Origin of the sequence: Longimicrobium sp. (assembly GCF_036399255.1) — a bacterium.
Lineage (GTDB): Bacteria > Gemmatimonadota > Gemmatimonadetes > Longimicrobiales > Longimicrobiaceae > Longimicrobium.
In genome coordinates, this window is the sequence record NZ_DASWNM010000071.1 from 54,145 (window position 1) to 68,590 (window position 14,446).

Annotated in this window: 5 protein-coding genes; 2 read left to right on the forward strand and 3 right to left on the reverse strand. The window is 74.7% G+C overall.

From position 1 onward, the window contains the following. Positions 1–159: 159 nt before the first annotated feature. Together VGC13_RS11255 and VGC13_RS11260 are read left to right on the forward strand one after the other, a co-directional pair. The gene (locus tag VGC13_RS11255) at positions 160–2,271 is read left to right on the forward strand and encodes a DUF4157 domain-containing protein (RefSeq protein WP_331125357.1); all 2,112 of its coding nucleotides are present in this window, start codon (positions 160–162) and stop codon (positions 2,269–2,271) included. A 195-nt stretch (positions 2,272–2,466) separates the two neighbouring features. Then, the gene (locus VGC13_RS11260; RefSeq protein WP_331125352.1) at positions 2,467–5,736 is read left to right on the forward strand and encodes a DUF6519 domain-containing protein; all 3,270 of its coding nucleotides are present in this window, start codon (positions 2,467–2,469) and stop codon (positions 5,734–5,736) included. A gap of 200 nt (positions 5,737–5,936) precedes the next feature. On the opposite strand, the gene VGC13_RS11265 is transcribed toward VGC13_RS11260, so the two are convergent. Genes VGC13_RS11265 through VGC13_RS11275 form a run of 3 tightly spaced genes read right to left on the reverse strand, consistent with a single transcriptional unit; the run spans position 5,937 to position 12,719 of the window. Continuing rightward, positions 5,937–7,178 carry a PLP-dependent aminotransferase family protein gene (locus VGC13_RS11265; RefSeq protein ID WP_331125353.1) on the reverse strand — a complete coding sequence of 414 codons (1,242 nt, stop codon included), beginning with the start codon at positions 7,176–7,178 and terminating at the stop codon, positions 5,937–5,939. After that, positions 7,175–9,466, reverse strand: coding sequence for an FkbM family methyltransferase (locus VGC13_RS11270; RefSeq protein ID WP_331125354.1), 2,292 nt, complete (start codon positions 9,464–9,466; stop codon positions 7,175–7,177). The genes VGC13_RS11265 and VGC13_RS11270 overlap by 4 nt, the downstream gene beginning before the upstream one ends. 1 nt (position 9,467) lies before the next feature. Next, entirely contained in the window at positions 9,468–12,719 is a 3,252-nt protein-coding gene (locus tag VGC13_RS11275) for an amino acid adenylation domain-containing protein (RefSeq protein ID WP_331125355.1), read from the reverse strand. Between the last annotated feature and the right edge of the window lie 1,727 nt (positions 12,720–14,446).

The window sequence follows — 14,446 nt, forward strand, 5'->3', positions numbered from 1 at the left end:
GGAAGCCGATTTTGGAATGGACGATACGTCCCCTGACGGAGGAAACGACGGGTGAAGTCGCAACGGAGCATCCAGAGACGCACCAGGCCGGCGGTCCAGGTCCCGGCGCTCGCCGCGCCGCGCGGCTTTGGACCGGCGCCCCGGGGCGTGCATCCGGCGGTGCTGCGCCCCAGCGCCGGCGGGAGCCCGCTTCCGGCGCCCGTGCAGGCAAAGATGGAGCACGCGCTTGGGCACAGCTTCGCCAACGTGCGCGTGCACCAGGGGCAGGAGGCGCCCTCCATCGGCGCGCTGGCGTTCGCGCGGGGCTCGCACCTGCACTTCGCGCCCGGGCAGTACCGGCCGCACTCGGCCGCGGGGCAGCGCATCCTGGCGCACGAGCTGGCGCACGTGGTACAGCAGCGCGAGGGGCGGGTGGCCCACCCCGGCGGCGCCGTTCCCATCAACGACGACGCACGCCTGGAAGCGCAGGCCGACGCCGCGGCGGCACGCGCCGGACAGGGGGGCGGCGGGGCCCTGTCCGCGGCGCTGGGGCAGGCCGCCGCCCTGCCGGTCGGTGTGGGCGCGGTGCAGATGAGCGATGACGAGGACGACTCCCCGGCGCGTCCGGGTCGAGATCAGAACCAGTCACGATCCAGAACGCCCCTGACAGGCGACGCATCCCCGCGAAGGCGAGCGGGCGGTCGCTACGCCGGGGACGGCGCGGACGGGCAGGCTTCGCAGGCGCGGGGCAGGGGGTTCGGAAATCCCGCGGGGCTTGCCGCATCTTCGCCGGCGGCAGCCTCCTTCTCTGCTGGCACCTCCGAATCCAGCCCACCGGTGGCAGCCGCGGCGGCGGGGAAGCCGCCTCGCAGGGCGAAACGCTCCCGGTCGAGCAGCTCGTCTGATTCCGGCGGCGCGGAACGCTCCAGCGGCTCGGCAGAATTGGAGCACGAGCTGGAAGACACGGCCGTGGCGATGGAGACCGGGGCACCGGTGGCACTCAGCGCCAGGCCTGGTGCTGGAAGGCCGCGGGGGGCGCCCGTTCCCGCTGCCGCGATGGTTGCCGAGCACGACGAGCACGACGAGTACGACGAGGATGACGAGGATGACGGGATGGACTCGGCGGGCGAGCTCGGAGGGCAGGGGCGGGGACACGCAGGTGCCGGTTTGCGGCACACGGCCACGGGCCGGAGGGCGAGCGCGCACCCCGCGAGTGCCGCCCGCCTGGACGGAGCGGGCGTGCCCGCGCTGAAGGAAACCAAGTACGGGGGAGCTCGTAACGAGAAATTCCTCTACCTTCCGGAGGGTCGGGTGGACGCGGCGCCCCCCGGCACAAAGGGCCGAACAAGCAAGCTGTACAAGGATTCCGGGTTCGCGCCGGAGAAGCGGAGGTACAGTGGCCATCGCACCGCGCAGGCACTTCGCTGGATGTCCACGGTCATGCACTCGCACCTGTCCGAGAAGACGAAGGAGCTGGTGCCGGAGGTGCAGACGAGCTACTCCAACGGGAAGTTCATCGTTTCATCCAACTCGAACGCCCACAACGAGCTGCTTCGCAAGGAGCTGGCGGGGATGTCGGTGAGGAAGGCATTCCACGGCATCCTGGAATCTGGAAAAATGCAGGGCAAGGCCGGCAAGCCCATGTTTCAGCCCCGATTCCGCCGGCACGCCGCCAAGCTGAACCAGCGCCTGGTGAAGTCTCGTCCGTCTGGAGAATACGAGGCCCTGGGGCCCGGCTTCGACGAGGAGTTCACGGTACCGGCAGCCGTCGCCGATGAGATGGATGGCCTGCACGCGGAGCGGCGGATCAAGGCCCACCTGGGGGCCGCCTTCAAGCACGCGACGACCCGGGGCACCATGCGGCCGTGTGCCGTCTGCAACCAGGAATGCTACGGCGGCGAGTGCGGAACGGGCGATCATCCCGAGCATGGGGGCCCCCTGTGGACCAGCGGGGCATCCACACGGGGCGCGACCGTGGAGGACGCGAAGAAGAAGGCGCGTGCCGGAGGCACCTATGCAAGCCTCACGCGTCACGGCGAAGCCAGCCACATCCATTTCGAGTACGACACGGATTCCGACTCCGAGGCCGAACTGGAGCCCGCAGGCCCATCGGCCGCAGCGGCAGCCCCGTCGGCCGCGGGCGGGGGATGGGGGGCGCGTGGCGACGCTGACGATGAGCCCGCGATGCCCCGCGTACCGCGGCCGGCGCGGAAGAAAGGGCGGACCGAGAGGGTCCAGGATCCCAAGGGCAAAGGTCCCGCGACCGACGAGGAGTCGGACGACAAAGACTGAGCCACGCAATCCCCCGCAGGCGCGCCCGCCGAACCCCGCCGGCGCGTCCACACCGCACCGGCGAAAGGTGCACGGTGGAATCGCCGCGCGGGAGCAGGCGGAGATCGGGGGCCGGGCGCAGGCGGGGAGCAGGACCGAAGCGGGCGCATGCGGCCGGTGCGCGGCGTTGAATCATTCGAATGAACTGGATGCGGCATGAAAGGCGACTTCTCCCGCTTTCCCGGCGGCGACGCGGGATACGGCGGCGTGTGGATGCAGCAGGGGCGCGTGCAGCTGGACGCCGACTGGAACGAGCAGGTGGCGCTCACCGCCTGGCGCGACCGCATGGTGGCCCGCGACGCCATGGGCGGCAGCGGCGCCCCGGCCGGCGATCCCGGCTTTCGCGTGTCGCTGCGCAGCGGCGTGCTGCTGGAAGCGCCCGGCCACGGCGTGTGGATCGACCCGGACCCCGCCGGCCCGCTGGGCGACGTCACGGCGTCGTTCACCATCGAGATCCAGGTCACGCTGCGCCCCGGCGGCCGGGGCGGACCCCTGCTGCACGCCCCCGGCATCTGCACGGTGGGCGTGGGCGCGGACGGGACCCTGTGGATGTCCATGGGCGGCGGACGCCTCACCGTCCCCCGCGCCCTGCGCTTTCGCGCCGCCACCTGGGTGGCCGCCACCTGGGACGGCGCCGCGGCCGCCCTGCACGTGGACGGCGCCCTGCGGGCCGCGGGCACCCTGCGCCCCGGCGGCGGCGCGCGGGGGCCCCTGTCGGTGGGCGCGGGGCCGGACGGCGAGGGAGGCACGGCGTCGCTGGACGGGCTGCTGGGCGAGGCCCGGCTGTGGGACGCCGCGCTTTCCGCCGGCCGCCTGCGCGACCTGGCGGCGGAGGGCCCGGAGGAAGGCGATCCGCGGCTGGCCGGGTGGTGGCGGCTGGACGAGGGCGCCGGAGAGACGGCGCGCGACGAGGTGCGCGGGCGCCACGGCCGCGTGGGCGGCGGGCGGTGGCTCCCCCCCGCGCTGCACGCCGGCCCCGGCCGCTACTGGGTGGACGGCACCCTGTGCGTGAACCCGGGCGACCTGTCGGTGGCCGCGCAGCCGGACCTCCCCGGCGTGCGCCCCCACGCCGCGGGCGACTACCTGGTGTACCTGGACGTGTGGGAGCGCTGGCTTTCGCCCGTGGAAGACCCCGCCGTGGTCGAGGTGGCGCTGGACGGGGCCGACACCACCGGCCGCACCCGCACCGTCTGGCAGGTGCGCACCCTTCCCCTGCGCGGGCTTCCCGCCGGCGGCACGGTGGACCCCGTGCACGCCCCGGACGGCCGCCCCTGGGCGCACCTGCTTCCCCCCGCGCGGGGGGAGGGGCGGATGGCGGCGGTGGGGACGGGCCAGCCCGCGAGCGACAACCGGCTGTACCGGGTTGAGATCCACCACCCCGGCGGCGCGTGGGGAGGGCCGCGTCCGCCCGGCGACCCCGGGCTCGAGGTGGTCGAGGTGGACGCGGCCGCGCGGCGCGTCCGTGTACGCGGCTGGGGCGTGGACGGGGCGGGGTGGCAGGCGGGGCAGCCGGTGGAGGTGTGGAGCCTCGCCGCCGACGCCCCGGACCGGCCCGGCGCCCGCGCCCTGGTCACGCACGCCGACGCGGGCGCCCACACGCTGGTGCTGGACCCGTTTCCGCCGGACCTCCGCGTGGACGACGGGGTGTTCGTGCGTCCCCTGGCCACCTGGGTGTGGTCCCGCGACAACGGCTCGCTGGTGTACGGCATCGCCGCGCTGGACCCCGCCACGGGGCAGGCGGCCCTCCGCGAGACCGGCCGGCCCGGGCAGACCCCCGCGGCCGAGGCGTGGATGGAGGCGCTGGACGACGTCCACACCCTGCAGGGGCGCCCCGGCCCCCTGTGCCGCATCACGGACGCGGCGCCCGGCACGCAGACCGTCACCCTGCAGCCCCCGCCGGACGTAAGCCCCGACCCGGCGCGCCACCCCCTGCTGCGGCGATGGGAGGCGTCCGCGTCCGGCGGCCCGCCCGAAACCCTCGTGCAGACCGGATGGACGCCGGTGGACACGGTGGTGCAGGTGTGCTTCGACCGGGCCGCGTACCGCACGGGGGACTTCTGGACCATCCCGGTGCGCGAGCTGGGGGCCGGCCCGGTGCAGTGGCCCACGGACGGCGGCGCCGCCGTCGCGCTCCGGCCACAGGGCATCGTCCACGGCCTCGCGCCGCTGGCCCTGGTGCGCCACGGCCCTGGCGGGGCGCGGGTCACCGACCTGCGCCGCGTCTTTGCCCCCGCCGCGAACGAGGACGCGGTGCTGCGCCACGGCCCGCAGCGCATGCAGGGCCCGCTCTCGGTCGCCGGAGACGTGGTGACGCAGGGCACGCTGCGCGGCCGGCTGGCCGAGTGCGCCGTGGACACACCGGCCCTGGCGGACTTTGCCGTGACCACCGCCAAGCTGGCGGACGGCTCGGTGACGGCGGAGAAGCTGGCCGTGCCGGTGGGCGGCCTTCCCGCCGGCGCCTGCGTGCTGGGCGAGCGCGCGCAGGCGCCGCCGGGCTTTCGCGGCCTGGGCGCGGTGCTGGACGTGGCCGTGCGCGACCCCGCCTGGGCGTCGCGCGGCGCCGCGCCGCTGGCGGACCCGGCCGGCGCGGCGGCCGCGGTGCTGCACGGCGTGCTGTACGCCGTCTCCGGCGACTGCGGTGACCTGTGGGCCTGGGACGCGGCGGGCGGATGGGAGAACCGGGCGCCCCCGAAGGTGGCGCGGCGCGGCGCCGCCCTCTGCGCGCACGGCGGGCGGCTGCTGCTGGCGGGGGGATGGGCGGGCGACGAGCCGGTGGACGCCGTGGAGGCGTACGACCCCGCCGCCGACGCGTGGACGTCGTGCGCGCCGCTCCCCACCGCGCGCGGATGGGCGGGGGCGGCCTCGGCGGGGGCGCGGCTGCACGTCTATGGGGGGCGGCGGTCGTCGTGGCTGGGCGCCTACGCCTCCGCCGCCAACGAGGCGTACGACGACGCGGCGGACCGCTGGACGGAGTGCCGCGACATGCTGATGCGCCGCGTTCGCCCCGGCGCGGCGGCGCTGGACGGCCGCCTGTACGCCGTGGGGGGCGAGCGCCGGGTGCGCGACGAGGGCCGGCTCACGGCCACCGCCGAGGCGTACGATCCCGACGCGGACCGCTGGCGGCGCGTGCGCAGCCTGCTGCAGCAGCGCGCGCAGATGGGGATCGCGGCGCTGGACGGCGCGCTGTACGTGGCCGGCGGCCGCACCGCGGGCCAGCCGTCCACCGCCACCGCCGAGCGCTACGATGCCGCCTCCAACCGCTGGTCCGCCTGGACGCCGCTCCCGGCGCCCGCCCGCGACCTGGCGCTGGCCGCGCTGGACGGGGCCCTCTTCCGGGTGGGCGGCCGCACCGCCGCCGGCCAGCCCGTCGGCGCCTTCGACGAGCTTCGCTTCGCGCGGCGCCTCTACGCCTGGTGCCGCGAGTAATCATGAAGCCGAATCCGGGAAAACAACACCTTCATGCGTACAGAGGAACAGAGTCGGACAGAGGAGCGAAGATGATATCCTGGCTCGCTTTCTCTGTCTGACTCTGTTCCTCTGTACGATCATTCTTTTTTCAGGATCTGTCTGAGGATGAGACGGCCTCCGGGGCCTCTGCGTGAGACGATCTTTTTGCGGTTCGCGAATCAGCCGGCCAGGACGCCGGGGCCGGAGACGGCGAACACGCTACGCCGCGAGTGCAGGACGCGCCCCAGGCGGCGGATGCCCTCGTGGATCTGCGCGGGGGCCAGGTTGGTGAAGTTCAGACGCATGGCGCTGCCGCCGCGCACGCCCCCCCCGGCGCAGAAGCCCCGCCCGGGGACGAATCCCACGTTCACCTCTTCCACCGACCGGCGCAGCAGCCCGGTGGTCGAGACGTCCTCCGGCATCCGCACCCACACGAACATCCCGGACGTGGGGTGGGTCCAGCGCGCCTCGGCGGGAAAGTGCGCGTCCAGCGCGTCGGCCACGGCGTCGCGGCGGGCGGCGTAGACGGTGCGCAGGCGCGCCAGGTGCTCGTCCACGCGCGCGTCGTCCAGGAACGCCGCGAGCGCCCGCTGCGCAAAGGTGCACACGTCCAGGTCGCTGCCGTGCTTGACCACCGACAGGCGCTGGACCACGGGCCGCGGCGCCACCACCCATCCCGTGCGCACCCCCGGCGCCATGATCTTGCTGAACGAGCCCAGGTACAGCACCCAGTCCGCGTCGTACGACCGCATGGCCGGCGGCGCGCCCGCGTCGTACGTCAGCAGGCCGTAGGCGTCGTCCTCCAGCACGGGCACGCCGTGGCGCGCCGCCAGCGCCGCCAGCCGCCGGCGCGCCGCGGCCGGCATGCTGGCGCCCAGCGGGTTGTGCCCCTCGGGGATGGTGTAGATGAGCGCCGGGCGCTCGCCGCGGGCCAGCAGCGCCTCCACCGCGTCCACGTCCATCCCCTCGCCGGGAAGGGAGGGCACCGTCAGCACGCGGGGCTGCAGCGGGCGCAGCGCGGCCAGCATCCCGTCGTAGACCAGCTCTTCGGTGACCACCGTGGCGCCGGAGGGCACCAGCAGCTGCCCCAGCAGGCTCATCCCCTGCTGCGCGCCGCTGGTGATGAACACCTCGTCCTCGGTGCACCGCACGCCGCGGCGCGCCATCAGCTGCACCACGTGGTGCCGCAGCCGCTTTACGGGCAGCCCGTACTGCAGCGCACCGGGATCGCCCTGCAGCACGGCCTGCGCGGCCCGCCCGAACGCCTCCGCGGGAAACGTCTCGGCCGCGGGCATCCCCAGCGCAAAGGAAAGCAGGCCGGGGCGGCCCAGCAGCTCGTGCACTTCGCGCAGCACGGACTGCTGCATCTGCCCGGCCCAGGGGGCAAACTCCAGCTCGCGGGCGGTCGCGGTCAGCATCATCCAGGAATGCCAGGGGTGGGAGAGGGCGCGGCGGGCGACGGCCCCCGCGCCTGGACGGCGTCCTCGATCCAGCGCGCCATCCCGGCGACCGTGCGGGTCTGGAACAGCGTGCGCAGCCGCATCTCCACGCCGAACGCCTCCCGTACCCGGCCGATGAGCCGCGCGGCGGCCAGCGAGTGCCCGCCCACCAGGAAGAAGTCGTCGTCCAGCGACGGCTCGGCGCCCAGCAGCTCGTGCCACACGCCGGCCAGCATGCGCGCCACGGGGCCGCCCTCCTCCGCCGCGCGCCCCCCGCGGTCGCCCGCGCCCGCCCCGGCTTCTGCGCCGGCGGGCGGTTCGGCGATGGGAGATTCGGGCGATGGAGGAGCGTCGAGCGCCACGCCGGCCGTGCGCAGGCGCTCCAGCGAGGCGCGCAGGAACACGGGCTCGGGGGTGTCTTCGGCCGCGTGGGGAAGGGATGCGCCCCACGCCGGGGCGGGGGAGCCGTCCGCGGCGGCCTGCATGCGGACGAAGGTGGCCAGCGACGCGCCCGGCCCGGCCTCCACCAGCACGCGCCCCGGCTCCCGCAGCAGCGTCGCGGCGCCGTCGGCAAAGCGGACGGTGCCCACCAGGTGGCGCGCCCAGTAGCCGGGGTCCGTCGCCTGCGCGGCCGTAAGCCAGGTGCCGGTGACGTTGGAGATCATGGGGATGCGCGGCTCCGACAGCGCCATCCCCGCCGCGAGCGCCGCCACGCGCTCCGCCACCGGCCGCATCTCCGGCGAGTGAAAGGCGTGCGACGCGGCCAGCCGGCGCGTGGCGTGCCCCGCATCGGCCAGGCGCCGCTCCGCCCGGGCGATGGCCTCCTCCGGGCCGGCGAGGACGGAGAGGGCGGGGGCGTTCACCGCCGCCAGGGCGGCCCCGTCGCCCAGGAAGGGACCGAGCGCGTCCGCGGGCAGGGGGACGGCGAGCATGGCGCCGCCGGGGAGCGCCTGGATGGCCTGGGCGCGCAGGGCCACCAGCTCCAGCGCGTCTTCCAGGCGAAAGACGCCGGCCACGCAGGCGGCGGTGTACTCGCCCAGCGAGTGCCCCAGCAGCGCGGCGGGGCGCACGCCCCGCGACGCCCACAACCGCGCCAGCGCGTACCCCACGACGAAGGCCGTCGGCTGCGCCACCTCGGTGCGGCTGAGCCGCTCCTCCGCGCCGGACGCGGGCGCGCGCTGCACCATCCGCCGCAGGTCGATGCCGCCGGATGCCGGCCGCGCGTCGCGCTCCCCGTCGTCCGCGAACAGCGCCTCGCGCAGGTCGAAGCCCAGCCGCGGCCGCAGGATTTCGGCGCAGCGGTCCACCTCCGCGCGGAAGACGGGCTCCGCCTCGTACAGCCCGCGCCCCATCCCCGGGTACTGGTCGCCCACGCCGGGAAACAGGAAGGCCACGGAGGCGGGCGCCGTATCCACCGGCGCCCCTTCCGCGGACGCCTGCTCCGCCGAGGGGCGGACGGCGAACAGGTTGTAGAGGATGGAGCCCTCCACCGCTTCGTCCTGCTCCACCGCCACGCCGAAGCCGCGCGCCTCCAGCAGCCGCCGCACCGCGTCCAGCCGCCCGTCCAGGTCGTGCACCTCCATCACGACCTGGCCGATCAGGGGCCAGTGCTCGTCGTCGATGCCGCGCAGCACGTCCATCTCGGCCTTCTGCACGTCGATCTTCAGCAGGTCGATGCGGGCCACGCCCTCTTCGCGGATCACGGCCGAGAGCGGGCGCAGGCGGCACTCCATCTCCACCGCGCGAAAGCGCTCGTCCAGCAGTTCGTCCGTGTACTCCAGCAGCGCGTCCAGCCCCTCCATCCCTTCCGCGCGCTGGTGCCGCATCATCGCCCGCAGCACCTCGCGCTCCTCCTCCGCGTCGGCGTAGAAGGACGACATCCCCGAGCTGTTGGGGTAGAAGGTGAACGCCGCCGTGCGCTCCGCGTCGGCGATGCCATGGTTGAAGACGCGGGCCCGGGCGCCGTTCAGCCGCAGGTTGGCCTGGATCCGCTCGAACAGCGGCGGCGCCGGCTCGAAGGTGAAGATGCGGGCGCCCGGCGCGTGGCGGTGCGCCCACAGGGTGAACATCCCGATGTTGCCGCCCACGTCGAACACGCAGGCGCCCGGCCGCAGGCGAACGCCGTGGCGGGCGTAGATGCGCTTTTCGAACAGGTCGTCGTAAAAGTGCTCGGCCTCCACGCGGCTCTGGGGGATGACGGTCATCCCGTTGGGCAGGCGCAGGCGCGGCGCGGCGGGAAGCAGGTCCGCCACGGGTGAGTCGATGGACACGTCAGCCGCCCCGTAGATCAGGTTCGCTTTGAAGAAGAAGGTCCAGCTCTTCGTCCGACAGCTCGTCCAGCACCGACAGCAGGCGGTGCGGGCTGGCGTCGGCCTCCGCGATCCACCCCGCCGGCCGCTCCGCCACGGCCACCGGCTTCCGCCGCGAAAGGCGCGAGGCGAGGGACGCGACCGTGGCGTGCGGATGGAGGAGCGCGGCCACGCCGACGTCGCCGTCGAACACCTCGCGCACGCGCGCCACCACGCGGGTGGCCAGCAGCGAGTGCCCGCCGATCTCCAGGAAGCGGTCCGTGGCGCCCACCCGCCCGCGGCCCAGCACCTCGGCCCAGATCCCCGCCAGCGCCTCTTCCACCGGGCCGCTGGGCGCGACGTACTCCGCCTCCGCGGGCGCGGGGTCCGGCGCCGGCAGCGCCCTGCGGTCGACCTTGCCGTTGGCGTTCAGCGGCAGCTCGGCCAGCGACACGAAGGCGGCGGGGACCATGTACTCGGGAAGGGTCCGGCGCAGGTGCCCGCGCAGCGCGTCCGCCGGCGCGCCCCCCACCACGTACGCCACCAGCCGCCGCTCCCCGGGCACGTCCGCGCGCGCCGCGTCTTCGCGAACCACGACGGCGCAGTCGGCCACGTCCGGATGCCCGCGGAGCGCCGCCTCGATCTCCCCCGGCTCCACGCGAAAGCCGCGGATCTTCACCTGCGCGTCCACGCGGCCCAGGAAGTCCAGCGTGCCGTCCGCCAGCCACCGCGCGCGGTCGCCGGTGCGGTACAGCCGCGCCCCCGGCTCCCCGCCGAAGGGGTCGGGGACGAAGCGCTCCGCCGTCAGCGCGGGGCGGCGGATGTAGCCGCGGGCCACCTGCACGCCGCCGATGAACAGCTCGCCCGCCACGCCGGCCGGCACCGGGCGCATCTCCCCGTCCAGCACGTACGCCCGCGTGTTGTCCACCGGCCGGCCGATGGAGGGGGCCCGCGTGCCCTCCCGCTCCACCACGGCGCAGGTGGCGATGATGGTGCACTCCGTGGGCGCGTAGTTGTTGGTGAGCCCGAACGGCACCCCCGGCCCCGGCCGCGCCTGCAGCCGGTCCGCGCCGGCCACGATCCAGCGCAGCGCGGCGTCGCGCGGCCACTCCAGCGCCATCAGCGGCTCGGCGACGGTGACGACGGCGGTGGCGATGGTGCTGCCGTGGCGGACGATCCAGCCGCGCAGCCGCTCGGGGTCCATCCGCACCGCGTCCGGCACCACCTGCACGCGCGCGCCCCGGGCCAGCGCGGGCCAGATCTCCAGCGCCGACGCGTCGAAGGCGGGGCTGGCCATCTGCGTCACCCGGTCCGCGGCGGTCAGGCCGTGGGCGCGGGCGTGCCAGGCGCACAGGTTCCGCAGCCCCCGGTGCTCCACGGCCACCCCCTTGGGCGTGCCGGTGCTCCCCGAGGTGTAGATGACGTACGCCAGCCCCCGCGGCTCCGCGCCGCCCGGCAGCGTGTCGACGGACTCCGCCGCCACCGCCGGCCACTCCGTGTCCAGCCGGATGATCTCGGCGTCCGCGGCGGGAAGGGCGGGGGAAAGGCGGTCCTGCGTCAGCACCACGCCCACGGCGGAGTCCGCCAGGATGAAGGCCAGCCGCTCGGCGGGATATCCCGTGTCCAGCGGCACGTACGCCCCGCCCGCCTTCCACACCCCCAGCATGGCCACGACGAGCTCCGGCCCGCGCTCCAGGAACAATCCCACCCGCGTGTCCGTGCCCACCCCCCGCCGGCGCAGCCAGCGCGCGAGCTGGTTGCTGCGCGCGTCCAGCTCGCCGTACGTCAGCGTGCGCTCGTCGCGGGTGACGGCGACGGCGTCCGGGGTGGCCGCCGCGCGCGCCGCCACCTGCTCCGGCACCAGCGCGCCGGCGGGGTGCGCGGCCTCCGTGCGGTTCCACGCGTCCAGCACCCGCGCGCGCTCCGCCGGGGGCAGCGGATCGAGCTCCGCCAGCCGCCGCTCGGGGTCCGCCGCGACCTGGTCCAGTATGTGGACAAAGTGGCCGAGAATCGCGTCCACCGCCGCCGCGTCGAAGCGCTCCGTGTCGTAGCCGATGCGCACGCGCAGCGGGGTCTCGCCCGTCACCGCCACGGCCAGGGCGGCGCCGGGGTGGCGCAGCACGCGAAAGCCGCGTCCCTCCCACGGGCCGCCCAGCGCGCGGAGCGCCGCGTCGAAGGGCCGCGGCTGGTAGTCCAGGATGCTCTCGAAGAGCGCGTCGCCCGCGTGCAGGCCGGTCCAGCGGCGGATGTCGGGAAGGGCGGCGTGCTCGTGCGCCAGCAGCGCCGCGTTGGCCTCGCCGATCTCGTCCAGCCAGTCGATCACCGCCGTCCGCGCGGGGAGCGGCACGCGGACGGGGACGGTGTTGATCAGCAGCCCCACCATCCCGTCCGCGCCCTGCACGCCGGCCCCCCGCCCGCCGCGGATCACGCCGAACACGGGTGCGCCGCTCCCCGTGTAGCGCGCCAGCAGCAGCGCCCACGCGCCCTGCACCACGCTGCTCAGCCAGACGCCCTGCGCCTGCTCCAGGCGGCGGAGCGCCGCCGTGGCGCCGGCGGAGAGGCGGACCTCCCGCTCGGCGAACGCGGGCTCCGCCGGGCCGCGCGGCTCCATCCGCAGCATCGGCAGCGGCTCGGCCGGGCCCGCGCCGCGCAGCACGCGGGTCCAGTACGCTTCGTCTTCCGAGGGATCGCGCGCGCGCAGCCAGGCGACGTGCTCGCGGAACGGGCGCGGCGCGGGCGCGTCCCCCGCGCCCTCCCCGTCGTAGTCGCCAAAGACGTCGCCCAGCACGTGGGCGACGGAGCGGCCGTCCAGCAGCGCGTGGTGAAAGCTCCACGCGAGCACGTGCTCGTCCGGGCCAAAGCGGAAGAGCGCCAGGCGCATGGCCGGCGCGTCCGCCAGGTCGAAGCCGCGCGCGCGGTCCGCCGCCAGCCATCCGTCCAGCCGCGCCTCGCGCTCCGCCGGAGGCACCGCGCCCCAGTCCTGGCGGTGCAGCGCCAGCGGCACGTGGGGCAGCACCTCCTGCACGGGCTCGGGGAGGTCGGCCCAGGCAAAGCGGGTGCGGAGGACGTCGTGGCGCCGCACGGCGCGCGTCCACGCCCGCTCCATCCGCTCCGCGTCCACCGCTTCGCGAAGGCGGCAGACCACCTGCTCCACGTTCACCCCCGCCCCGGGGTCCAGCAGCGTCTGCACGAGCATCCCGTGCTGCAGCGGCGTCAGCGGGTACCGGTGCTGCACGGGCGGGCTCGGCGAAGGGTCCGCGTCCGGGCGCCTGGAGTGCGTTTCGCTCATCGGCGCCGGAGGGAGCATGTGCACATACAACGTCCGGTTAGGAAAGTGCGGTGGAGCCGCCGTGGCCCCGCGCGTGTGACGGGAGAACGCGCGCGGGCGGGGAACGGTGCCGTGCCTCGGCACCGGGGCGCCACACCGGTCTTGCCCCGCTACCGCTCCCTGTGGGCCACCGTCGGTAAAGATGAGCCAAAGCTGGAGATCGCGCCAGTGCACCAGTGAGACAACAAATGTGTGAAATCCCGGGATCCGTTTCGAGCACGAAATCAGCCGATATAGATGCACTTGCTGAAGCGTCACCACACCGTTTATAGTCCGCCGGCCGCGCTTCTGCCGTGCCCGCCGGGTGCTGGCGCGGGGGGTGAGAGGGTTTCGTCGATTCCTTCCGGAAACGAGCATCCGGGACCACCTCCGGACGTCGGCTTCCCCGGTCCTGCGCCGCTCCGCGCACCCTGCTGGACGCAAACAAGGCTGTCATTCCGAGGCCCGGCCGCGCTGCAATCGGACGCTCGCGCCGCAGGTTGCAGGGCCGAGGAATCTACCGTCGGCCATGGGAGGCCGGACGCGGCAGCCCGCGCGATGCGTGCGGTGGCGAAACCGCCGGACAGGGCCGGCCCGGGGTGTCGCGGCGGGCCACCAGGAAACGGAAAGCAGATTCCTCGGTCGCGCACCGGCTGCTGAGGTCGGGCAGGTGCCGGGTGTGCGCTCCCTCGGAATGACAGATCGGGTGTGCGGGAGTGACTTCCCGGGTTCAGCGCCGCTCCGCGCACCTGCTGGACGCAAACGAGGCTGTCATTCCGAGGCCCGGCCACACTGCCATCGGGACGCTCGCTCTGCAGGTTGCAGGGCCGAGGAATCTACAGTCGGCCCATGGGAGGCCGGACGCGGCAGCCCGCACCATACGTGCGGTGGCGAAACAGCCGGACAGGGCCGGCCCGGGGTGTCGCGGCGGGCCACCAGGAAACGGAAAGTAGATTCCTCAGTCGCGCACCGGCTTTCGGGGTCGGCCAGGTGCCGGGTGTGCGCTCCCTGGAATGACAGATCGGGTGTGCGGCCAGTGACTTCCTGGATTCAGCGCCGCTCCGCGCACCTGCTGGACGAAGACAAGGCTGTCATTCCGAGGCCCGGCCGCGCTGCAATCGGACTTTCGCGTTGCAGGCTGCAGGGCCGAGGAATCTACCGTCGGCCCATGCGAGGCCGGACGCGGCAGCCCGCGCCATCGCTGCGGTGGCGAAACAGCCAGACAGGGCCGGCCCGGGGTGTCGCGGCGGGCCACCAGGAAACGGAAAGTAGATTCCTCGGTCGCGCACCGGCTTTGGGATTGGGGCAAGGTGCCGGGTGTGCGCTCCTTCGGAATGACAGATTGGGTGGGCGGGAGGTGACTTCCGGTCCACCGGTGCTCCGCGCACCCTGCTGGACGCAAACGAGGCTGTCATTCCGAGGCCCGGCCGCGCTGCAATCGGAAGGTTGCAGGGCCGAGGGATCTACCGTCGTCGGCCCATGGGAGGCCGGACGCGGCAGCCCGCGCAATACGTGCGGTGGCGAAACAGCCGGACAGGGCCGGTCCGGGGCGTCGCGGCGGGCCACCAGGAAACGGAAAGCAGATTCCTCGGTCGCGCACCGGCTGCTGTGGTCGGGCAGGTGCCGGGTGTGCGCTCCCACGGAATGACAGATAG